Origin of the sequence: Chryseobacterium carnipullorum, from assembly GCF_900142785.1 — a bacterium.
Lineage (GTDB): Bacteria > Bacteroidota > Bacteroidia > Flavobacteriales > Weeksellaceae > Chryseobacterium > Chryseobacterium carnipullorum.
Window position 1 is genome coordinate 54,113 of the sequence record NZ_FRCD01000013.1, and the last position, 22,708, is coordinate 76,820.

Below are 22,708 nucleotides of genomic sequence, written 5' to 3' on the forward strand. Positions count from 1 at the left end.
TTGTATACATTCGGAAAATGATACATTGATAGAACGAAAACGATGATGGAAAAACGGGGGTATCAAAAATTAACTTAATGCTTATCGAATACAATGAAATTTTTAAAATACCTATTACCAGTTTATAGTTTATGTATTGTAGTATCCTGTAATAAAGGAACAGACAATATTCCTGAAATTTCAAAAGGGACATTAACAAAAGATTGGAAGTATCACAATGAGTCAATGAATTTCACCATTCAGCTTCCGAATAGTTGGAGCTTTATTGATAATGAAAATGGATTTTCTAAATTCATACCAATGAACCAAAATGCACCCGGTACAATTCTGACGGGAGGTAAAATCAAAATATCTAAAAAGCTTAACATTACTCAGGAAGATGCTGTGTATCCCTTATTTTCAATTTCGAATAATAGTTTGGATGAGGTTAAATCAGGTTTAAGAAAAGGAGATCTTGTATTTGCCGTTGTCTCTTCTCCAAGTGAGAATGCTGAAAAAGACATTAAACTCATAAAAGAAGAACTGAAAAAACAGTTTGAATCTAATTCTGATTATCTAAAGCTTAATAAAGAAAATTTAGAAGCAACAAATAATTTACAGTTTGGAAAAACTGATAAAATCCCCTATCTAAAAGTATCAATTCCTGATATAAACGGAAATATAACGGGAAACAGAATGTATGCTTTGAAAAATTATGAAAGCTATAACCTGCTTATTATCATAACTTATACCACAGAAGAAGAATTACAGAATATACAATCTCTATTAGCTGAAGTCAAATAGTAAATAATATTAACCCGAATAATTTTAAAGGATAAAATAAGTCCGTACTGGAAGATCTTCTTAATGCTAAAAATCCAAAAATATATACATGCCCTCAGAATTTGATATAAGACCTGTACTAAAATTTACTTTAACATCAATGGAAATGGTAGAATCAATCTTGAAATTAATTGAAAGCATGAATTTCAAAATGGAGACAATGTAATGATCGAAACCAGACGATATATTTCAAACCCCGTGAGTTTTCTTGCGGGGTTTATTCTTTCAAATAAATAAAAAATACTTGTCCGTTTTTCGGTTGTACTATGAATGGTGTCAATTTAAATTTGTAAAAAAAGGAAATGAATAATTTTAAATTGGAAGCATTGAATTATTTAGATTTTGAATATTTGAATGATTTATCAGAAACTGAACTCGCAGAGAATCATATTAAAAAAATAATAGCAGATAAATTCCCGGGATTTCCATGCAAGGTTACTTTGGAAGATGCTGCGATCGGGGAGACGGTTTTCCTCCTCAACTATGATTTTCACAATGTCAACTCTCCGTATCGGGCCAGCGGACCTGTTTTTGTACGGGCAAATCAATTAACAAAAAAGTATGCACAAAATGAAATTCCCGTAATGTTCAATCATAGATTACTTTCTATTCGAGGTTATAATAAAGAGGCAATGATGATTTTTGCTTATGTTTCTGAAGGTAGGTTTCTAAAAAACAAACTTTTGCAAATTCTGGAAAATCCTAAGATTGAATATATACATTTGCATAATGCAAAACCAGGATGTTTTAATTGTACCGTAAAAAGAATATAAAAATACTTGTCCGTTTTTCGGTTGCATAAAAATAAGATCCCCAGTACTTTTGATAAAAAAATAAGATGACAGCAATTCAGAGATTCAGAGCACTGCATGAGCAGGATGATCCACTATTAATAGGAAACGTTTGGGATGCCCAAAGCGCAAGAGTATATGAAAAACTGAGCTATCAGGCAGTAGCAACTTCAAGCTCGGCCGTGGCATTTACCCTGGGATATGAGGACGGTGAGAACATGAGTTTTGATGAATACTTTTATATCATTGAAAGAATTTTGAAATCTATATCAATTCCCTTGTCCGTAGATCTGGAAGGAGGCTACGGGCAAACTGCGGAGGAGATTGTTCTAAACATTTCCAGACTGGCAAATGCTGGCGTTGTTGGGATCAATATCGAAGACAGTGTCATCATTGACGGAACCAGAAGACTATTAAGTACAGAGGATTTTTTTGAAAAATTAAATACCATTATTAAGAAACTTGAAAAACAGGATATTGAAATTTTCGTCAATGTAAGGATAGATCCATTTCTGTTAGGCGTAGAAAATGCAGTAGAAGAAAGCCTTCAGCGGATGAAAATCATTGAGGAAGTGGGAGCGGATGGGATTTTTGTTCCATGCATTACAGAAGTACAGGATATTGAACACGTTATTCATGCTACGCAACTTCCGTTTAGTGTGATGTGTATGCCGGATCTTCCTGATTTTAAAACTCTTCAGGAATTGGGTGTAAAAAGAATCTCTTCCGGTAACTTTTTAAATGGGTATATTTACGATCAGTTGGAGACTGCTGTCCTGAAAATCAGTGCCGGACAAAATTTCTCACCAATTTTTATATCATGATGAAACTGACGGAAGATAGGATGTATCAGGCATCTTTAGACAAAGATTCCTCATTTGAAGGCAGCTATTGGATGGCGGTAAAAACCACAGGCATATTCTGCCGGCCGACCTGTACAGCCAGAAAACCCAAAAAAGAAAATGTAGAATTCTTTTTTGATCCCGAAAAAGCGATAGAAAAAGGCTACAGACCCTGTAAAATATGCAAACCTTTGGATAAACTTAATGAAACTCCGGCTTATATTCATGAATTATTGGAGGAATTACAAAAGGATGCATCCTTAAAAATCAAAGACTCAGATCTTGTGGAAAGAAATATTGAACCCGTAACTGTGCGCCGCTGGTTCCTGAAAAACCATGGAATGACGTTTCAGGCTTTCCAAAGACAATTCAGAATGAATAAAGCATTTAAGAAAATAAAAAACGGGGAACGCATCATAGAGGTAGCCCTGGAATCAGGTTACGAAAGTTTAAGCGGATTCAATGAGCGGTTCAAAGACATCATTGGGACCACTCCTAAAAATACAGGCCACCAGAAAATCATTGATCTGAAAAGAATAGAGACTCCATTGGGCCCTATGTTCGCCTGTGCCTGTGAAGAAGGAATCTGCCTGCTCGAATTTACAGACCGGAAAAATATAGACCAGCAGCTTACCCGGCTCTCCAAGACAATGAATGCAGAAATCGTTCAGGGTGGAAATAAACACTTCAAACAGCTGGAAGAAGAGCTGAACGAATACTTTGAGCGAAAAAGGACCAAGTTTGAGGTACCTCTTTATATTACCGGAACGGATTTTCAGAAGAAAGTCTGGAAGCTTTTAACAGAGATCCCCACAGGAGAAACCCGCAGCTACAAACAACAATCAGAGTTTTTGGGTAACCCTAAAGCCGTGCGTGCTGTAGGAACGGCCAATGGAATCAATAAAATTGCCATCATTATTCCGTGTCACAGGGTGATAGGTTCAGATGGAGAACTGGTAGGCTATGCGGGAGGAATATGGAGAAAACAAAAACTGTTGGAATTGGAAGGGGCTATCTTATTTTAAATAACTTCGCTAATTAATCTTATAATAAGGTTCCGAAAAATACTTACTCGGTTGGATATACGCTGTTTTTCGGTCTGCATCAAAGATCCAGTTGAATCTTCGCAACAGATCGGCACCAAAATAATTGACTGTCTGTTTTTTTAGGTCACCGATAAAAAATCCTGCTGAAACATCTTTTAGGACACTATTTCCCACTTTCAAAAAAGGAAGTATGCCCTGTTTGGTGATGATGCTTTTCCCGCTGGAGTTTTTTAATGTCTTTTCTCCTGTGATCTTCAGTTTTTTGTCCAGCTCTTTTTCGGCAGCGAAATCATTACTGTACAACAACCCTCCTGAATATCCGGATTGAAGGACAAAATAAGCTTCCTGTTGCTTATTTCCGTCAATAACGTTATCAGCTACAATATAAAAAGCTTCATGGTCATACATCGTGTTAATAGGTTGGAAGTCTTTTACTTCCGGTGTTTTGTCATAGACAATGAACTGATTATGGTCATAATCGATCTTAAATGCTTTTCCTCCAAACAGGACTGTTCCTATCTTTCCGTCAGCCTCGTGGCCAGCCAGCTGATTATCCGAAAAACGGACATTATTAAGAGTTAATTTTCCAATCTGCACCGTATTATTTTCGCTGATTTCCTCTTTGTTGAAAATAATATGATCTGCTTTGCGCTGTCTTTCCGGGGAAATAGCGGCGTCTTCCATCGCGATCTGGAACATCAGATCCAGAGAATCCTTTTTATTGACCAGTGTTTTCACAATGATATTATTATGTTTGGTGATTCTGAAAGGGATGGTTTGCTGTGCATGTATGTTGAAAAGACCCGCAGAAAAGAGGAGAATAAGGCTTGTTTTTTTGAACATTGTAAAGTGATTAGTGGTTAAAATCAGGAATTTTAAAATTACCTATTATCTTTGAAACAGCAAACAGGAATGTCAAATGATTCAAAAACTACTTAACAGTGGCCTTCATTGGAGGGAAAAAGAATTCAAAAGAAATGAATTTCTCAAGATGGCAGGAAGCACAGATACCGATATTTATTTTATAGACAAGGGTAGCATCAGGATCTATATGATGGATGAAAATGAAGAACGCATCATCCGCTTCGGATATACAGGAAATATTATTGTTTCACTGGATTCATTTTTGTCCGGAAAGCCTTCCGGTTTTTATATGCAGGCGATCAGAAAAACGCTTGTAAGGATAGCTTCTAAAAAAGATTTTTATGAATTTATTCATTCAAATGAAGAGAATCTCAAGTTTTGGAACAGTGTTTTGGAAGATCTCGTTTTACAACAGATTGAAAGAGAAAAAGACCTGCTGATCAATTCTCCACGAGAACGTTTTAACAGAGTATTGAAAAGAAGTCCGAAGCTTTTTCAGGAAGTTCCTAATAAATACATCGCCAATTACCTCAGAATGTCTCCGGAAACTTTGTCCAGGCTCAAAAAATCTTGAGTTCAGTCAAGATTTAAGAAAAAACGGATCCCGAAATTTGTATAAAAATCATCAATGAAAATTTCTACATCACAATTATTGAATGAATTGAAAATACAGGTTCAGGAACATAGTCATGTAGCGGAAAATCTTCTGCATGAGTCTGAGGCAAAACTCAATTCCAGAGCCTCACATGAAAGTTGGAGCGTACTGGAATGTCTGGAACATCTGAACCGCTACGGAAACTTTTATATCCCTGAGATCAGTCATAGAATCTCAGCTTCCCAAACTTGTCCTGCGCCAATTTTTAAATCAGGAATTTTAGGAAACTATTTTGCTCAATCGATGCTTCCCGTGGAAAAATTAAAGAAGATGAAAACTTTTAAAAGCATGAACCCTATTAACAGCCAACTGGATAAAAGGGTGGTGGAAGAGTTCATCAGACAACAGCAGCAATTACTGGAATTACTCGAAAAAGCAAGGAATATTGATCTTAATAAAGTTAAAACTAATATCAGCATTTCAAAATTGGTCAAACTTAAATTGGGGGATACTTTTCGTTTTATGATCTATCATAATGCAAGACATATCAGTCAGGCTGAGAAAATTTTTATTTTAAAAGCGGTATGCATTTAGGGTAAATTTCATACTTTAGCCGCGCTAATAAGTCTTTTTATGAAGAAATATCTACTGGGAATTTTGTTCCTCTCTGTCTTGTCTTGTGGAAGTTCAGACGATTCAGAAAATCTGATAACAAACGATCCTGCGCTACTAAAAATTAAAACTTTAACCCTCAAGGATGAAGATGTTGTCAATGGAGTTACTTTCCTTTATGAGAAACTTGACTTTAAATTTGAATACAATAATGATCAGTTGGTTAAAGTCTGGGATATTAATGGTAACTATACTGAAAGCCTAACCTATGTTAATGGTCTGCTGTCAGGAATATCAATAACAGGTTATATGTATCCTCAACTGCACCTCCACAATCCTTTGGATATACGGAGAAAACTTACTTACACTAATCAAAAGCTTTCAAAGTCAGAAGTTTTAGAGCAGCCTCTGGATGGAAAAGTATATACTACTTTTGAATACCCTTCTAATGACATTATTATTGCAAGAGATTACACCAAGTATTATTTAGGCCAGATCAATAATACAATGATGTTTAAAATCTACATCACTAACCAAAATGTTACTAAAGTAGAAACCTATCAGGGCGAAAATGCAGCTGCGTTGACGCATACTACAATCTATGAATATGATCAGAATATAAATCCTAATTTTTTGATTGATAAAAACAGAATTTTAGGATTGCCGAGTTATGGCTATAATATCTTTTCGCTTCGTGATTATTCTCAGATCTCTAAAAATAATGTGGTTAAGAAGAAAACATATTTTTCCACTGTTCAAGATGAAAATCTTATGGGTGAGTTCAATACTTTTTACCAGTATCAAAGTAACGGTTTACCATCCACGATCTACTATAAAGAGAATGATCCCAATAATTATCTAAAAGTATCTGCTATTTACGGGTATTAAGCATTGTAATTTTATATACATTTAAAGAGGCTGTCTCAAAAGGTAAACCAACGCTCTGAGAATCTCCTAAATGACAAAAGTTGTCAGACAGGAGTCCGAGTCCGAGAGAGGGATACTTTTGAAACAGCCTCTTTTATTTTTCAATCAATGGAAATCATCTACCAAAAAACAATACAAACTCCACTGGGAGAAATGATTGCCTGTGCTGTAGAACAGGGAATATGTCTGCTTGAGTTTACCGACCGGAAGAATTTTGAAAAACAGTTTATCTCTTGATCAAAAGTATTAAAAGCGGAAATTGAAGAAGGAGATCATATACACTTTAAACAGCTTGAAGAAGAGCTGAAAGAATATTTTGAAGGGAAAAGACAAACGTTTGATATTCCTCTGTACATCACCGGAACCGAGTTTCAGGAGAAGGTTTGTCTGCTGTTGCGCGAGATTCCGATGGGAGAGACCAGAACCTACAAACAGCCATCTGAGTTTTCAGGAAATCCCAAGGAAATACGTACCGTAGGAACGGCGAAAGGTATTAATAAAATTGCTATTTTGATGCCCTGTCACCGGGGTCATTGGCTCAAACGGAGAGCTGGTGGGCTATGCAGGAGGATTCCGGAGAAAGCAAAAATTATTGGAATTAGAAAAGGCTATTTTATTTTGATTTTTGTAAATTTAGGCAAAAATTTACACGTGAAAAAGTTACTATTTGCACTTTGCCTATCAGCTTCGGCTTTAAGTTTTGCTCAGGATTACTCAGTACCGGCTGCAAGTCCGCGTCAGAAGGTAGAGCAGCAGTTTTCAATGTCTAAAATCAGCATCGATTACGGAAGACCGGGAGTGAAAGGGCGTAAGATATTCGGAGAACTTGTTCCTTACGGACAGGTTTGGAGAGCAGGAGCGAACTCATCTACTAAAATCACATTCGGACAGTCTGTTAATTTCGGTGGAAAAATGGTTCCGGCAGGAACTTACGGTCTTTTCATCGTTCCTACAGAAAAAGAATGGAAGGTGATCCTGAATAAAGATTTCCAGCAGTGGGGCGCTTATACCTATGATCCAAAACAGGATGTGGTAGATATTACAGTACCTGTCAATAAACTGGCGGATAAGCAGGAATGGTTTGAAATTACTTTGAACCCTACCGACGAAAATTCAGGAAACTTAGTCATTAAGTGGGATATGGTTCAGGCAGAAGTGGCTCTGAAGCCAGCAAAACCTGATGCGGTAATCAAAATTTCAGATAAACTGAAAGAAATCAAGAAAATAGAATCTGACGCAGCAAAAGCAAAAAGCTAAGCAATGAAATTTTCAATCCAACCTGTTTTAGAAAATCAGGAATACCAATTAATCCCCTTACAGCAAGGGGATTTTGAGTGTGTATATGAAGTGGCTTCCGATCCGCGGGTTTGGGAGCAGCATCCCAACAAAGACCGCTATAAAAGAGAAGTTTTTGAAAGTTTTTTTCTGGGAGCGATGGAAAGCGGAGGCGCTTTTAAAATCATAGAAAAATCTTCCGGTGATGTTTTGGGAAGCACCCGGTTTTATAACTTTGATGAAGAGGAAAACCGTATTTTCATTGGCTATACCTTTTATGGAACAAAATCATGGGGTAAGGGAATTAATCCGCAGGTAAAGAAACTCATGCTCGATTATATCTTCCAGTTTGTAGATAAAGTGCATTTCCACATCGGTAAGGAGAATTTCCGCTCCCAAAAGGCTTTGGAAAGAATTGGCGGAGAGAAGATTGCAGAAGAGGAAGTCGCCTATTTCGCAGAGCCTACAAGAACTAATTTTGTGTATGAAATTAAAAAAGAGAATCACTCATGAAAAAATATAAAATCCAGAAATCACCCTTTGTAGTTCCTACTACAGACGGAAAACTGATCGAAGAACATTGGGGAAACTCCACAGGAAACTCTAATGTATCCATTGCCCACATGGTGGCACCACCGGACTGGAGTGAGCCGCATCAGACTCCTGAATTTGATGAATTTACCCTTATTATTTCGGGAAAAAAGCAGTTTGAAATCGATGGAGAAATTGTCATTCTTGAAAAAGGACAGAGTATTCTGATAGAAAAAGGAGCAAGAGTGCGTTACAGCAACCCGTTCTCAGAACCTTGTGATTATGTTGCTATCTGTCTTGCTGCCTTTTCTATGGAATTGGTGAACAGGGAAGCTTAAAAATATACCAATTCAGCAGTGTAACAATGTACCAATTCGATTTTTTCGATAAAAGTATTGTTACACTGTTAAATTGATAGATTGTTACATTAAAATAAATGAAATTTATTTCAGTATTTCCTTCAAAAATAGCAGCGTATGATTCCACGCTCTTTTTGCCATCACTTCATTATAATCAGGTGATTTCGGATCGGTGAAGGTATGCTTTGAGTGAGCATAAGTGATGATCTGCCAGTCCGCATTGCCTTCGTTCATTTCTTTGATTAAATTATTATAATCTTCCGGAGTGACTCCCTGATCGTCCGCTGGATTTTCAACTAAAATCTTCGTGGAAATAGGTCCGTTTTTTCTGGTCTGATCTTTTCCGATGCTTCCATGAATAGAAACTGCTCCCACAACCGGAAGGCTTCCTCTTGCAGATTCTAAAGCACCCGTTCCTCCGAAACAATAGCCAATCACAGCAATTTTACTGGAAACGGCTCCATTCTTTTTCAATTGGTCCAGAGCCAGAGAAATACGCTTCTGGTAGGCCTCATAATTCTGTTTGTAGTATCCCGCAGTTTTACCGGCAGAAGCATTGTCTGTTGGAATATTTCCTTCTCCGTAAATGTCGGCAATAAAGGCAATATAACCTTGCTTTTCAAGTTCGGCAGCAGCGGTTTTAGCTTCGTCATCAATCCCTTTCCAGGCTGGAAGAATCAAAACACCAGGAAGTTTTTTTCCAGCGTTGGAAGTGACAAGGCCATTCAGTTTCTGTGTTCCGTCCTTATAGGAAATGGTTTTAAGTTTCTGGCCGAAAACGGTTCCTGTGCTCATTATACAAGCGGTTAATAAAAGGGTACGTATCATATTTTGTAATTTAATTAAAGGATCAAATGCATGCCTGTTCTCATGGTGAATAGGTCATTTGTAATGTTTGACCGTTATCGGACATAAAAAATCCTCATCTAAATTACTGAAAATAACTGATCATGAGGATAAATATAATTGTTAAAACTGGAAACCAATCAGAGCTTAACGCCTACGTTTTCCAGTTCCTGTTTCAGATCCGTATCAGGATTGATTTTAATGGTGATAAAGCCTAAAGACTTAGCCATTTCAATATTCTTTGGATTATCATCAATGAAAAGAGATTCACCGGCCTGGATGTCATATCTTTCCATCAGGACATGCCAGATTTTCGGATCAGGTTTGATCAGTTTTTCTGTTCCTGAAACAACGATTTTTCCGTCAAAAATTTGAAAAAAGTCATAGTTTTCCAATGCGTATGGAAAAGTTTCTTCAGACCAGTTCGTCAGTCCGAACAAGTGATACTCTGTATTTTTTAGACGTCTTAAAATATCTACATTTTCCGGAATATCACTTTTCAGCATCACCGTCCAGTTGTCATAATAGGCTCTGAGTTCCTTTTCCCATTCAGGAAATTTTTTCACCTGGATATCGGTCCCTTCAGCAAGACTTCTTCCTTTATCCTGTTGTTCGTTCCATTCAGAGTGAGCAATGTTTTCCAGAAAGTATTCCATTTTTTCATCATCATTGAAATAATCTTTAAAGAAATATCTGGGATCCCAATCCATTAGTACACCGCCAAAATCGAAGATGATATTTTTAATTTCCATAGATGTTTTTAAACTTTTTTAATTTTATTTAACCACAAAAGTCGCAAAAGTTTTGATATTTAAACCCTTTAGAATACATAAATTTCAAAAGATTATTATTCTGAAAACATTAAGTTCATATCAATAGAAAATCAAAAGAAATTATAAACCTTACCTATACTATTTAGCCATAAAAGTCCCAAAATTTTTTAATGTAAAACAGTTTAGATCACTTTAGATTTAAAAGTTTTACCATCTTGAAAATAATAAGCTCCCATAAAGAGAAAATCAGAGATTTTCATGAAAACTTAAGTGTACTTCTTATGCGTAATTTATTTAACTTAAATAACTAAAGTGTGCAAACAAAATGCTTTTGTGACTTTTGTGGTGGATAGTTGTTCTGTTTTAAACCACCCCGTCAAAAATTCTTTGAATTTTCGCCACCCCTCCGGAGGAGGGGAATGGGAGAGAGACCCGGGAATTGGGGTTTGGATTAACGGGTTTTCTTATGGTTTTAAATTTTTGTGGTTGAAAATATCAACTGTTTACTCAGGTTTATAAAACTGATACTGTTCGTTTTCGTAATAGGCATTGATATGATGAAGGCCATTCGTAAGGATAATTTCTTGCGCTCCGATAATGGAGTTATACCGTGCAGTCTGTTCAAATGTTTTCTCTGTCAGTTTGATCTGTGGGGCTTTGCATTCGATCAGGATGATGGGTTCGGTTTTCTCCGTCACCAGAAGGTCGATTCTTTTGGTGAGGCCGTTCAGAAGGATCTTTTTTTCAGTAATGAGGGCAGAGGCAGAATACCCTTTTACCGTAAGATAATAGTGGATCCAGTGCTGGCGCACCCATTCTTCAGGAGTGAGCAGAAGGTAAGTTTTGCGGACCAAGTCATAAATAAAAAACTTATCTTTGTCTTTCTTGAATTTAAAATCAAAAGTTTCCTGAAAATTCAGTTTTGGAAGTTCCATTAATAAGATGAAAGAATTAGATTTAATCCTCAAAAATATTAAAAATAAAGAAGTTTTACCTATTTATTTTTTCCACGGAGAAGAACCTTACTTTATTGATGCTGCTGTAAAAGTGCTTGAACACGACTTTCTGGAGGAAGATGAAAAAGCCTTTAACCAGACGGTGGTGTACGGAAAAGATACTTCTTATCAGGAGATCCTTTCTCTGGCCAGACAGTTCCCGATGATGGGGGACAAGCAGCTGATCATCGTCAAGGAAGCTCAGGATCTGAAATTCAATGAGGAAGAAAACCGGGTGCTGGAAGCCTATGTGGACAATCCTGTTCCTTCTACGGTACTGGTTTTTGCCCATAAACACAAGAAACTGGACAGCAGAAAAAAAGCGACAAAAGCTTTAGACAAAGCCAAAGCCCTTTTCTTAAGTGAATCCGTGAGAGATTCCAATCTTCCCAAATGGATCGCTGATGAATGTGCACAATTGAAAATCAAAACAGCCCCGAATATTGCCCATCTGCTTGCAGAATATCTCGGAAACGATCTTTCAAGAATTGCCAACGAACTGAACAAGCTAAAAATCATCCTTAAAGAAGGCGAAATCCTGGACGGAACGATCGTAGAAAATCATATCGGAATCAGTAAAGAATACAATGTTTTTGAGCTTCAGAAAGCTTTAGGAACCAAAAATGCAGATGCCGCTTTCAGGATCGCTCATTTTATGGGTAAAAATCCAAAAAACAACCCATTTGTCATGATGCTGGCCAATCTTTACAGTTATTTTTCCAATGTGATTATTTACCAGACGATGTCCGGACAGTCGCCGCAGGTTATCGCTTCACAAATGGGTGTCAATCCCTATTTTATCAAAGATTATGCGGAAAGTGCAAGACTGTATCCGCTGAAGCACGCGACCAGAGTAATTTCGATCTTAAGAGAATTTGATATGAAAGGAAAAGGCCTTGGAGCGGTTAATATGGGAGAAGCGGAACTCATCAAGGAATTGGTGTATAAGATCATCAATATTGATAAAATTAAAATGAAGGTGTAGGGAGTTTTGAGAGTATTAGATTTAGAGTGTTTTAGGGTTTTATTTTTTTGTTGATATGATAAAAAGTGTTTTCCTGATTGTTTTATCTGTGTTTTTAATGGTTTTTGCGACTCAGAATGTTTCGGGGCAGACGATAAAAGGCAGTCATTATGAATTAACTATTGCACAGGATCAGAAAGCGGTCCTTATTTTATTTCCCTGCTTTCCCTGTACTATTGAACATACGAAAACTGAAGCCGGATTTTTAAAAGGCATCGAAAAGAAAGGGATTACCACGATTCTTTTAGATTATAATCAGAAATTATTTTTAACGGAATCTGAAAAACAGGAATACGCAAAAACGTTACACAAAATATTTAAGCGCAATGAAATTTCCACAGATCATATCTACATCGGAGGTTTTTCCGGGGGTGGAAATGTCGCACTTCTTCTGGCTACTTTTTTAATTAAAAATCATGATCCTATACAGCCCAAAGGTCTGCTGGTTGTAGACTCTCCAATTGATCTTGAAAAGCTGTACGATAATGCTAGAAAAGATGTAGCTAAAAATGCTGATCCCGAAGCCGTAGAAGAAGCAAAGTTCCTGACTGAACTTCTGGAAAAAGAAATAGGAAAACCGGATATTAACCGTGAAAAATATAAAACGTTTTCACCCTATTTAATGTCTGCACCCGCTGATGAAGGTAATATCCAATATCTTAAGAATATTAAAACAAGATTTTACTGCGAACCAGACCTGAAATGGCAGCTGGAAAAGAAAAACAGAACCTACGAAGAACTTAATGCCTACGTACTGGAAAAAGCCAATCAAACATTACTGAAAGCAGGAAATAAACATACGGAACTCATCCAAACCCAAGACCGCGGAATTCGGGCAAACGGAACAAAACATCCGCATTCATGGAATATTGTGGATGGGAGTGAGCTGGTGAAGTGGATGGTGGAGTAGTTGGTGTGGAGGGTTTTAGAGTGAAAAGTGAAGAATGAAGAGTGAAAAATTATATTTCATTCCCCTTAACCCAGCGATCTATATCACTTTACCCAATCTCGCACTCACTAAACCATTCATCGACAGTCTACATATTTCATATTGACAAGTATCATTAAAAATACTTTAATAAAACATTAAAAATTACGAAATTAGCGGTCTGAATTAAAATCTTTTTGAACAAAGTAAATTATGGAACAAAACATTTTAGATTGTGTGATCGTTGGATCCGGGCCTTCTGGCTTTACAGCGGCTATTTATGCAGCAAGAGCAGACTTGAAACCAGAATTATATACCGGTTTGGAGCCGGGCGGACAATTAACCACAACTACGGAGGTTGATAACTTTCCAGGATATCCGGCAGGAATTACAGGACCTGAAATGATGATGGATCTTCAGAAGCAGGCGGAAAGATTTGAAACGAAAGTTCATTACGAAATGATCACCAAAGCTGAGTTCTCCAAAGAAGAAGGCGGTGTTCACAAATTATACGCAGGAAATAAAGAGATCTTCGCCAAAACGGTGATTATCTCTACCGGGGCTACGGCAAAATATCTGGGTCTTGATGACGAAAAGAAATATGCAGGAGGCGGTGTTTCAGCATGTGCTACGTGCGACGGATTCTTCTACAGAGGAAAAGATGTGGTAGTTGTAGGAGCGGGAGATACAGCGGCAGAAGAAGCTACTTATCTTGCGAAACTTACGAGAAAAGTAACGATGTTGGTAAGGAAAGACGTTTTCAGAGCTTCTAAGGCGATGATTCACAGAGTGGAAAACACGCCGAACATCGAAGTGAAATTCAACCATGAGTTAATAGGAATTGAAGGAGAGAACAGCCTGGTAGAAAGAGCGATGATCATCAACAACCAGACTCAGGAAAAATCTTCAGTTGATGTAGACGGGATCTTCATCGCGATCGGTCACAAGCCGAATACCGATATCTTCGTGGGACAGATCGATCTTGATGAAAACGGATATATCCTTACTGAAAAAGGATCTACAAGAACCAATCTTCCGGGAGTATTTGCTGCTGGAGATGTTCAGGATCATATCTACAGACAGGCGATCACGGCTGCAGGAAGCGGATGTATGGCTGCGATGGATGCAGAGAAATATCTTGCTGAATTACATTAATATCCAGCTTTTTACAATACAGAGCGTACCCACCGGGTACGCTTTTTTTATGTCACTTACTCCCGATTCTTCCCACAAAAATTATAACTGGCGAGCATCACATTCCCCTCCACTGGAGGGGTGTCGAAAATTCAAAGAATTTTTGACGGGGTGGTTTAAACAGAACAAACATCCACCACAAAAGTCACAAAAGTTTTTTAAACACTTTAGTTATTTTAAGTTGAAGGATTGCGTACAAGAAGTACACTTAAGTTTTCATGAAAATCAAAGATTTTCTTCATTATAATAGTACATCTGTTAAACCCATTTTAATTAGCAGGGATCTACATTCCCCTCTTTCGGAGGGGTGTCGAAAATTCAAAGAATTTTTGACGGGGTGGTTTAAAACAGAACAAATATCCACCACAAAAGTCACAAAGGTTTTTTAAACACTTTAGTTATTTTTAAGTAAATACATTACGCATAAGAAGTACACTTAAGTTTTCATGAAAATCAAAGATTTTCTTCATGATAATAGTACATCTGTTAAACCCATTTTAGTTAGCAGGGATCAACATTCCCCTCCACTGGAGGGGTGTCGAAAATTCAAAGAATTTTTGACGGGGTGGTTTAAAAAAGAATAACATCCACCACAAAAGTCACAAAAGTTTTTAAACACTTTAGTTATTTTAAGTTAAAAGATTGCGTACAAGAAGTACACTTAAGTTTTCAAGGAAATCTTTGATTTTCTGCTTTTGTATTTTTCTTATTTTCATGCTGATAAAACTTTTAAAACTAAAGTGTTTAAATAATTAAAAAGCTTTTGTGATTAAATAATAATACGGGGTAACGGCCACAAACAAAAAAACTGCTTCCGGTCTGGAGCAGTTTGGATATCATGATCTGTCGTACAGATTTATTTTCTGGATTTTAATCTTTTATTTTCCGCTTTTAGGGCTTCTATCTGCTCCTTCAGAAGGTTGATATATTCTTGCTGGTTTTCTAAGATATAATCAGGTATGTTGTAATTATTGTTAAGAATTGCAGTTCCAGAATTGGTAGATGAGTCATTAAAATTGACTGTATTTCCCGGTTTATCTTCTTTAATATCCTCTACTTTAACGTCCAAAGCTTTAGCCAGCTTTTCCCACTCATCATCAAATATTCTCACATCACCGCTTTCTTTACGGCTGTAGTTGGATACATCGGTAGCAATAATATTGGACATATACTCCTGCGTATAGCCTCTTTGTTTTCTTAGAGTTCTTAGCTTTTCCATAGGGTGTGGGTGTGTTTTGTACAAATATAGAAAAAAAATTTTGGTGACAATTAAGGATTAGAGCATTTAAGGCAAGCTTTAGAGTATTTTTTTAGAAGTAATAATAATTTGTTGTGAGCACCCTTCAAACTGTGGCGTGCCCCAACAAAACCGACAATGGCAGTAAGAAATGTGGCGTTGTGAATACCTTCAAATTGTGATATGTCCCAACTGTTGACGCTGGTAATGCTAACTTCATGTCGTTGTGAATACCCTTAAAATTGTGATATATCCCAACTCGAAGAACTACTTAACTCAATAAAAGAATGTTGTGAATATCCTTAAAATTGTGATATGTCCCAACTCGTTCAAAAACAATCAATAAAAGATAGTAGTTGTGAATACCCTTAAAACTGTGATATGTCCCAACAAACCATACAATGAGTGATGTTTGAGTATGGTTGTGAATATCCTTAAAATTGTGATATGTCCCAACTAGGTTTCGTGGTTTTCCTTTATATGCGTGGTTGTGAATATCCTTAAAATTGTGATATGTCCCAACCCTTCATCAGCCAGGCAGAATTTAGAATCTGTTGTGAATACCCTTAAAATTGTGATATGTCTCAACTGGTGGGGTACTTGGGGGATGGCCGCGTCAGTTGTGAATACCCTTAAAATTGTGATATGTCTCAACAGCCGAAGTAATGGATGCTGATAAGCAGCTGTTGTGAATACCCTTAAAATTGTGATATGTCTCAACCTCTTGGTTTCATAGTCTAGTTTTTTGATTGTGTTTGTTATTATAGTATGTTATACAATGGATTGTAATATTTCATGTAAATAAAATGATTAGGCTTAAAAATTTCAAAAAATTCAAAGAACGGTTAATAGAGCAAAGCTCTGTCTATTTCTCTAATAGCTCTAATAGCTCTACAACAGCAAGGTTAATAAAATTCAAGTATAATTCTGAAGTTGTACTTCCTTGTATTTCCGGATATTTTTTTTGAATAAATTCGAAAAACTGTACCGCTGGCAATTGGTTATGGGCAAACTGATTCCTTATCATGATGATTAGAAATGCAGTCTGTATGGATTTTGATTTTGTTTCCAGTTCTTGAAAAGAAAGATTTTTAAAATGAGTTTCATTTAAGTTTTCCAGCCAATTATCTTCGCCTTCTTTAAACCAGTCTGTATGTTTCCGAAGAATGCCGTTTACTACGTACATTTTAAAATTAGGATGGTTGACACCTTTGTTATCAGTAGTTCCAAACTCTTCAGGGTGATCTGTACCATTCCACGGCCAGTCAGTTAATGTCTGAAGCTCAAAATTCTGGATTTTCTTGAACAGCTTTTCTCTTCGAATCACTTCGTATGAGTTTTCACCAATAGAAAGCTCAAGGTCTAAATCATTTTTGTTCCATACTTTATCTTCGTTATAGGACAAAAGCGTTTTCACCTTATCATCCAAAAGAAATCTGTTGAACTTACCAATATCTTTAAGTTTCACGTTCGGTTCAGAAATCTGTTTACTCTCATAAGTCACTGTTTTACTCCCTATAAAATTATCCTTTATTATATTATCGCTGTGATCTCCTTCTTTTCTCTGGCTTTGTATGAGTGCTTCCTGTTCTTTGTTCAGTCTTTCTTCCTGCGTAAGGTAAAGCTCATCCAGTGAAAATGAAGCCGGATATTTAAAAATATTCTCGAAAATGTGTCCTGCTATCAATTTAAGGAAAAGATCCTGTATTTTTATTTTCTTAATCTTAAGATCTTGCTTTAGTTTAATAAGCTCTAGCTGACTGGTCCTGGAATAATGTATGCTGTTTTTAGAGAAGTCATTGTCTTTTTCAAGCTCACTCTCTAGTAGATCATTATAATCTCTTTCCCAGCCATAGAAGTTTTGAAATACATGCTCAGTACTGTATCCGTATTGATACCATTCTGCAAATAGTTCTGGCTGTTCATCTACTTTTATTCCCTTTATAAAGGTTGGTTTTGTATCAAAAAGGCCTCTGGGGAAAACTAAAGGTTTAGATAGGATTTTATTTTTCTCGGTTTCTAAATTCTCTAACAGATAATGACGGTTTTCAAACAGACCTTTAGGCATCTGTTGATCTATAAACCTGCGGAGATTTCTATGATTTGAAGTGTGCTGTTTAATATTTTCAGCTAGAGATGAAAAGTATTCTTTTCTTCCCTCAAAATAGGCTTCATAAAAATATTCAAAGCTTCTATTTTTTACAAAGCTGTTGATGATCCAGCCGTTCCAAAAAGAACTGCCATCTGCAAAGTCCCAGCCATCCTGTAGTATAGTAAAAGCTTCTTTCGGTCTACTATTAAAAAAGGCCAAAGACTGCTGCAACTGATTATGCTGATAACCTTTCCAGTTTTTTCGTAAAATGTCTGGCATAAACCGTTTAATATCATCAGCAAGCCATGTAGCTTCCCGTCCCAGTTCCATATTAGAAAATATAGTCTGTCTTAAAGGTTTCCCTCTGAACTTTTCTTTAAGTTCTTTACGGTTTTTAGCCAATAAAGCAAACTTAGCTTCAGTAGCATCAATTTCTTTGTTTATTAGATGGATAAGCTTTTCTGGATTTATAACTTTCTTCCCCTTATCAGTAGTATTATTTCTAAGTCTTTTGCTTATTTGCGATGCCGGAAGAGGTTTTTCGGGGTCATAATTTTTAATGTTTTCGAAATGGCTATCCAGTTTTTCTTTTATAATAAGCTCAATCTCTTCAGGAGTTGTTTTCTTTACCAGTATCTCGTATAAAAGAGCGGGCATCTCGTTTAACGAAAGCATTGCAAGGGGAGTTTTAGAGTTTAGACTGCCTGCATTTCCAATCATACTTGCAATATCACGTTTCTCTTTTTTGTCCTCGCCTCTCATCTTCATTTCTTCAGGCTTCTCTTTTCTTCTGAGTTTTATAAATTCACTGCTGCCATTCTTAAATGTTTTGTTAGTTGAAATATATATCGGAATATTATTATCAATAAAAACATAAGACGGATTGGGGAAAATTTCCCATCCGGTATCTGAATCGAGGTCAAGTTCCTTCTCTATGTATTCCGTTTTAAGGCTGCTAATTTCTGAAAGCTTTCCAAAAACTTTAATCCGGTCTTTCACGACTCTTTCAGTCTGAAATCCGGTTCCATGTATGTCTTTTATACGTCTGTCATGCACGAAGTTACCCAAATGTACTTGAAACCTCAGTGATGGAAATTTAATAAACTCATCCAGAAAACGAACTGCAAAATAATTGAATTTATTTTCATAACGCTTTCTAATGACGGGATGTATAATAGTAGAGTCTCCCAGACTGAAGTCTTCATTTCCCTCTCTTATGTATTCATTTATATCTTCAACGAACTTTTCTCTTGTGGCTGTGTCAAAATCGTGATAAACTTCATCCGGAACCTTACTAAGTTCATCGATGATTTGAATGAGTAGGGTCTCTTCATGAAAATCGGTAGAGAGTCGTTGCTTCATTCCTTTAAAAGAAAGATAGGAGAAGATCCAATGTGTTGCCATAAACTTCAATCCACTGATATTTTCCTCACCATCTCTTACTATTTTTGCTTTAAAGCCTCTTATCCTGCTTTTAAGATCTTCTATCTCTTTTTTGCCAAGAAACATGCTCAATAGAAACAGAAGACCACTTTGTGAAATGGTAATCCCGTTTTCTGCAGAATCTGCCCCATAATAAAAAGAACTGTATGATAGAGTAGGTTTGGCTATTTCACCTTCCTTGTAAATAAGATGATTAAAAGCTGCATTCAGTACTCCGTTTCTGATTCCTGCTTCATCACGCAGATCAATATTTTTGCCCTGTTCTTTAAGCTCTTTTAATCTTTCAAGCTGTTGCTTATAGCGGATATCAAGCTCTTCAGCGAGACTTTTGCTTAGGAGTTGCCTTGTTTTGTCATCCTTCATTTTATGTTGCTTTACTTCTACAGCAACACTAGCAAAAACAGTATCAAGAAGTTCAAATAATTCTGTAGAAAGAGCAAGCGGACTATGATAGTAATGTGTATAAAAATTTCTTAAAGAATCTACCGCTTTTAAAAGTGTTGAGAGTTTTTGTCTGAATGTATTTCTGTCGCCCCCATAATTTAGGTATCCAATGACTGGTAGATGGGTTCTAACATATCGTACTTTATTCTGAAAATCGGTATCAGAATCTTTATCCGTAAAACATGATTCTGCAAACTGAACAGAGCTCATTGGATTTTTATCAAACTTGATGCAGAATGCTTTAATTACTGCGGTGATATTATCTTGTGCAAGATTAAGAAAACCTCCAAAAAAATGTTTATCCTCTTTCTTAGTATGGTCATATGAAACTCCCATACCAGTTACTCTTGTATTCATAGTTATTTATAAGAAATTTCTCCAAGATAAGAATTAATATGATACGTGAAAAAAGGAAAGCCATAAAGACATATTCTTATTCAGCTTATACTGTTTTTAGAGTTCATCAAAAACATCTTCTCACTTAAACTAAAATCCCTAAATTTATCCCCCAATCAAAAAAACAACATGCACAACAAAATCATAAAAATAAAACACATCACAGGAACCTACACCATTGATGTAAAGGAGGGAAAACTGAATGAAATGCAAACCCAGCTGGACAAATGCCTGAACGATGAACAAGGCGCCATTGTGGTGAAGGGAGAAAACGGAGATCAGTTTGTATATCCGTCGGATTTTCTGAAAAATAGTTTCATTTCAATCGTAGATCGGGAAGAGAAGAAGGAGAGCTAAACAAAACAAAAGTCCCAAATGTAGTACAAAGACTGTACTTTTAGTTCCGGAACGTAATATTAGGGATCTGTTTTAAAGAAATGAGTAAAAATAATTCCCCTGATTTTAAGCCTATTATTAAGTTTCGTTAAAATTTATCAGGGAAAAGTTTTGCAGAAATATAAAATCGCTTTATATTTGCACCACTGAAAACAACGGTATCACCGGGATTCAGGAGAGATGGCAGAGTGGTCGATTGCGATAGTCTTGAAAACTATTGACTGTAACAGGTCCGGGGGTTCGAATCCCTCTCTCTCCGCAAAAAAAGCCTTAGAAAATTTATTCTAAGGCTTTTTTATTCCTGAATAAGATGTATTGATCTTATCTGGTATAGTCAAAATTGTAATCGATCTGCCGCTCATAAGCTATGGCATTTACTTCTATTAAAGCCCCGAACAGGTATGCATCCAAAACATCTTATCTGTAAGCGTTCAATACATGCATTTTGTGCAGGTTTTACCAGTTGTATATATTGCAATTCAATATCATTATCTTTACAGAAGTCACAAAAACCTTGGATAAAAACTCAGGACCGTTGTCGGTTATTATACGCTTGGGCTTAGGTCTATAGGTGATTAATTATTTTAATCTTTGTACCAATCGGACCCTTGGAATTGAATAAAATGCTTCATTAATCAATGCCTCCCTATTCTAATCATCAATGATATTCAGAACCCTAAACCTTCGTCCATTAGATAAAGCATCACTCGTGAAGTCAATTGACCAGGTCTCATTGACTGTGCCTTGAACGATTAGCTTCTCTGTAATCCGACACGGAATACGACGTTTGCGCTTAACTCTTAGTTTTAAATTAATATTTCGATAAACACGAAGAACTCTTTTTCTGTTCCAAAGCACATCTTCCAAACGTATCTTACCGTAATAAGTTTCAAATCCCTTGTAGGATATCTCGCCGCCAAATCCAGTAATTTTGAAATAATGGGTTGGTCGTCTTTTTTATGCCCATAATAATACATACTCATTACTAAAGAAGTAGAAAGACGGTCTTTAGAAACTTATTTGTTTGATAATTTTATATTAAAAAAAACTCTTTTTTGAAACTTTAATGATATGTAGATGAACCGTAAATAAAAAAATAAATTGATGTACACATGATGTATATATGATGTATATATGGTGTATGTAGGTTTTATCGGAGAAACAAAATGATTAATAATTTTGAAGGGCAATAAATAAGAAATTTTAAAAGTATGATTATTAATACTATGTTGATTGGATTTGTGATCCTACTTTATTTTCTATTTGCTTACAGCCAGATGGAATTAAAGTCATTATTTTCTTCCGTCAATTATTTACAAAAACAATTAGAAAACAAAGTAAAATAAAAGAAATGAGAAAGTTAATTAACTTAATTGCAGTAACAGGGTTAATATCTACTGCTAATATAGTAAATGCGCAACAAAAACTAGGTCACATTAATTCAGAAGAAATATTGATGAACTTACCTGAAGCCAAAGAGGCTCAAGTGACTTTACAAACTTTAGGAAAGCAAAAACAGGCTTATATTGATGGCATCATTAAAGAATATCAAACAAAAGCAGCAGCGATTCAGGCAAAAGAAAAAACTTTAAGCGAAACAAACAGAGAATCTCTTACTAAGGAATTAGAAAAAGCTTATGGAGAAATTCAGGAGTTAGGAAAACGTATTGAAGATACACGAAATAAAGCATCTCAAGATATTGCTGCTAAACAAAGTGAGCTCCTTCAGCCTATTCAAGCTAAAGTTGCGGCAGCTATTTCATCTGTATCTAAAGATAAAAGTTTGGCTTACGTTTTTAATATCGCAAACGGACAAAGTGGAAGTGATTTAGTATTCTGGGAAGGAGGTGAAGATATTACTCCGATTGTAAAAACTAAATTAGGTATTACTACTATAAAAAAATGATATAATTAACTACAAGTTATCACTCGCGATTCTAGAAACACAAGGTAATACTAAAAATCAGTAAAGCCTAAGGAAACTTAGGCTTTAGTGCAAAAAAAAATTATAACACTATGCAACAAATTTGGAGTTGCTGCATTTGAACAGACAGTAAGTTAAGAAAATTCATAAAATATCAAAGCCTCTTTGTTGTATTGCTGGAGGAAGGAGTCATTTATTTTTTGAATAATAGTTGAATTCAAAATAAGAATATTTTTTCCACATGATGTATTCATGACGCATGCATGATGACTATCATTTAAGTCTGATTATTCCATTTTCCAATAAATTTACACTCGTAGAAATAGTAATTCTTTTTTACTTTATAAATTAA

General features: G+C 36.0%; 23 protein-coding genes, 1 tRNA gene, 1 pseudogene and 1 CRISPR repeat array. Of the genes and pseudogenes, 18 read left to right on the plus strand and 7 right to left on the minus strand.

Features of this window, described 5'->3' with window-relative positions:
* Positions 1 to 93: 93 nt before the first annotated feature.
* The 4 genes from BUC06_RS14970 (at position 94) to BUC06_RS14985 (ending at position 3,480) form a co-directional block, all read left to right on the plus strand.
* Positions 94 to 783, plus strand: coding sequence for a hypothetical protein (locus BUC06_RS14970; protein WP_073334829.1), 690 nt, complete (start codon positions 94 to 96; stop codon positions 781 to 783).
* Positions 784 to 1,124: 341 nt separating this feature from the next.
* Positions 1,125 to 1,595 (plus strand): DUF1203 domain-containing protein, encoded by a 471-nt coding sequence (locus BUC06_RS14975; RefSeq protein ID WP_073334830.1) that lies wholly within the window; start codon positions 1,125 to 1,127, stop codon positions 1,593 to 1,595.
* A gap of 65 nt (positions 1,596 to 1,660) precedes the next feature.
* On the plus strand, positions 1,661 to 2,437 hold the full coding sequence (locus tag BUC06_RS14980) for an isocitrate lyase/PEP mutase family protein (RefSeq protein ID WP_073334831.1): 777 nt from the start codon (positions 1,661 to 1,663) through the stop codon (positions 2,435 to 2,437).
* Positions 2,434 to 3,480 carry a bifunctional transcriptional activator/DNA repair enzyme AdaA gene (locus tag BUC06_RS14985; protein WP_228423767.1) on the plus strand — a complete coding sequence of 349 codons (1,047 nt, stop codon included), beginning with the start codon at positions 2,434 to 2,436 and terminating at the stop codon, positions 3,478 to 3,480. The genes BUC06_RS14980 and BUC06_RS14985 overlap by 4 nt, the downstream gene beginning before the upstream one ends.
* A gap of 9 nt (positions 3,481 to 3,489) precedes the next feature.
* Here BUC06_RS14985 and BUC06_RS14990 read toward each other — a convergent pair whose 3' ends face one another.
* Positions 3,490 to 4,344, minus strand: coding sequence for a hypothetical protein (locus BUC06_RS14990; RefSeq protein WP_073334832.1), 855 nt, complete (start codon positions 4,342 to 4,344; stop codon positions 3,490 to 3,492).
* A gap of 76 nt (positions 4,345 to 4,420) precedes the next feature.
* On the opposite strand from BUC06_RS14990, the gene BUC06_RS14995 reads away from it, so the two are divergent.
* From BUC06_RS14995 to BUC06_RS15025, 8 genes and pseudogenes are all read left to right on the plus strand, one after another.
* A complete protein-coding gene (locus BUC06_RS14995) occupies positions 4,421 to 4,939 on the plus strand; it encodes a Crp/Fnr family transcriptional regulator (RefSeq protein WP_073334833.1) in 519 nt (172 codons plus the stop codon).
* A gap of 54 nt (positions 4,940 to 4,993) precedes the next feature.
* Positions 4,994 to 5,554 carry a DinB family protein gene (locus BUC06_RS15000; protein WP_073334834.1) on the plus strand — a complete coding sequence of 187 codons (561 nt, stop codon included), beginning with the start codon at positions 4,994 to 4,996 and terminating at the stop codon, positions 5,552 to 5,554.
* Positions 5,555 to 5,593: 39 nt separating this feature from the next.
* Entirely contained in the window at positions 5,594 to 6,460 is an 867-nt protein-coding gene (locus BUC06_RS15005; RefSeq protein ID WP_073334835.1) for a hypothetical protein, read from the plus strand.
* 147 nt (positions 6,461 to 6,607) lie between these two features.
* The gene (locus BUC06_RS24305; protein ID WP_262487920.1) at positions 6,608 to 6,736 is read left to right on the plus strand and encodes a hypothetical protein; all 129 of its coding nucleotides are present in this window, start codon (positions 6,608 to 6,610) and stop codon (positions 6,734 to 6,736) included.
* 171 nt (positions 6,737 to 6,907) lie between these two features.
* Positions 6,908 to 6,967: pseudogene (locus tag BUC06_RS24310) on the plus strand (methylated-DNA--[protein]-cysteine S-methyltransferase); the annotation flags it as partial.
* A gap of 183 nt (positions 6,968 to 7,150) precedes the next feature.
* Entirely contained in the window at positions 7,151 to 7,756 is a 606-nt protein-coding gene (locus BUC06_RS15015; RefSeq protein WP_073334924.1) for a DUF2911 domain-containing protein, read from the plus strand.
* Positions 7,757 to 7,759: 3 nt separating this feature from the next.
* The gene (locus BUC06_RS15020) at positions 7,760 to 8,287 is read left to right on the plus strand and encodes a GNAT family N-acetyltransferase (protein ID WP_073334836.1); all 528 of its coding nucleotides are present in this window, start codon (positions 7,760 to 7,762) and stop codon (positions 8,285 to 8,287) included.
* Positions 8,284 to 8,643, plus strand: coding sequence for a cupin domain-containing protein (locus BUC06_RS15025; RefSeq protein ID WP_073334837.1), 360 nt, complete (start codon positions 8,284 to 8,286; stop codon positions 8,641 to 8,643). The genes BUC06_RS15020 and BUC06_RS15025 overlap by 4 nt, the downstream gene beginning before the upstream one ends.
* Before the next feature lie 105 nt (positions 8,644 to 8,748).
* Here BUC06_RS15025 and BUC06_RS15030 read toward each other — a convergent pair whose 3' ends face one another.
* From BUC06_RS15030 to BUC06_RS15040, 3 genes are all read right to left on the minus strand, one after another.
* The gene (locus tag BUC06_RS15030) at positions 8,749 to 9,492 is read right to left on the minus strand and encodes a dienelactone hydrolase family protein (protein WP_073334838.1); all 744 of its coding nucleotides are present in this window, start codon (positions 9,490 to 9,492) and stop codon (positions 8,749 to 8,751) included.
* A 158-nt stretch (positions 9,493 to 9,650) separates the two neighbouring features.
* Positions 9,651 to 10,262 carry an HAD family hydrolase gene (locus BUC06_RS15035; RefSeq protein WP_073334839.1) on the minus strand — a complete coding sequence of 204 codons (612 nt, stop codon included), beginning with the start codon at positions 10,260 to 10,262 and terminating at the stop codon, positions 9,651 to 9,653.
* 524 nt (positions 10,263 to 10,786) lie between these two features.
* Positions 10,787 to 11,218, minus strand: a complete 432-nt coding sequence (locus tag BUC06_RS15040; RefSeq protein ID WP_073334840.1) for a type I restriction enzyme HsdR N-terminal domain-containing protein — start codon at positions 11,216 to 11,218, stop codon at positions 10,787 to 10,789.
* A 7-nt stretch (positions 11,219 to 11,225) separates the two neighbouring features.
* Between BUC06_RS15040 and holA the strand changes: the two genes are divergently transcribed.
* From holA to trxB, 3 genes are all read left to right on the plus strand, one after another.
* Positions 11,226 to 12,263, plus strand: a complete 1,038-nt coding sequence (holA, locus tag BUC06_RS15045) for a DNA polymerase III subunit delta (protein ID WP_073334841.1) — start codon at positions 11,226 to 11,228, stop codon at positions 12,261 to 12,263.
* Between the two features lie 55 nt (positions 12,264 to 12,318).
* A complete protein-coding gene (locus tag BUC06_RS15050; protein WP_073334842.1) occupies positions 12,319 to 13,212 on the plus strand; it encodes an alpha/beta hydrolase family protein in 894 nt (297 codons plus the stop codon).
* 231 nt (positions 13,213 to 13,443) lie between these two features.
* On the plus strand, positions 13,444 to 14,385 hold the full coding sequence (gene trxB, locus BUC06_RS15055; protein ID WP_073334843.1) for a thioredoxin-disulfide reductase: 942 nt from the start codon (positions 13,444 to 13,446) through the stop codon (positions 14,383 to 14,385).
* 895 nt (positions 14,386 to 15,280) lie between these two features.
* Here trxB and BUC06_RS15060 read toward each other — a convergent pair.
* Positions 15,281 to 15,643, minus strand: a complete 363-nt coding sequence (locus tag BUC06_RS15060; protein WP_073334844.1) for a helix-turn-helix domain-containing protein — start codon at positions 15,641 to 15,643, stop codon at positions 15,281 to 15,283.
* A gap of 241 nt (positions 15,644 to 15,884) precedes the next feature.
* A CRISPR array of direct repeats spans positions 15,885 to 16,382; the repeat unit is 36 nt; unit sequence GTTGTGAATACCCTTAAAATTGTGATATGTCTCAAC.
* 144 nt (positions 16,383 to 16,526) lie between these two features.
* Positions 16,527 to 19,997, minus strand: coding sequence for a type VI-B CRISPR-associated RNA-guided ribonuclease Cas13b (gene cas13b, locus BUC06_RS15065; RefSeq protein WP_139263368.1), 3,471 nt, complete (start codon positions 19,995 to 19,997; stop codon positions 16,527 to 16,529).
* 168 nt (positions 19,998 to 20,165) lie between these two features.
* Between cas13b and BUC06_RS15070 the strand changes: the two genes are divergently transcribed.
* A complete protein-coding gene (locus BUC06_RS15070) occupies positions 20,166 to 20,393 on the plus strand; it encodes a glyceraldehyde-3-phosphate dehydrogenase (protein ID WP_073334846.1) in 228 nt (75 codons plus the stop codon).
* Between the two features lie 213 nt (positions 20,394 to 20,606).
* Positions 20,607 to 20,691, plus strand: a tRNA-Ser gene (locus BUC06_RS15075).
* A gap of 547 nt (positions 20,692 to 21,238) precedes the next feature.
* Here the strand turns inward: BUC06_RS15075 and BUC06_RS23875 are convergent.
* The gene (locus tag BUC06_RS23875) at positions 21,239 to 21,415 is read right to left on the minus strand and encodes a hypothetical protein (RefSeq protein WP_164466262.1); all 177 of its coding nucleotides are present in this window, start codon (positions 21,413 to 21,415) and stop codon (positions 21,239 to 21,241) included.
* 368 nt (positions 21,416 to 21,783) lie between these two features.
* On the opposite strand from BUC06_RS23875, the gene BUC06_RS15080 reads away from it, so the two are divergent.
* The gene (locus tag BUC06_RS15080; RefSeq protein ID WP_073334847.1) at positions 21,784 to 22,338 is read left to right on the plus strand and encodes an OmpH/Skp family outer membrane protein; all 555 of its coding nucleotides are present in this window, start codon (positions 21,784 to 21,786) and stop codon (positions 22,336 to 22,338) included.
* Positions 22,339 to 22,708: the final 370 nt, after the last annotated feature.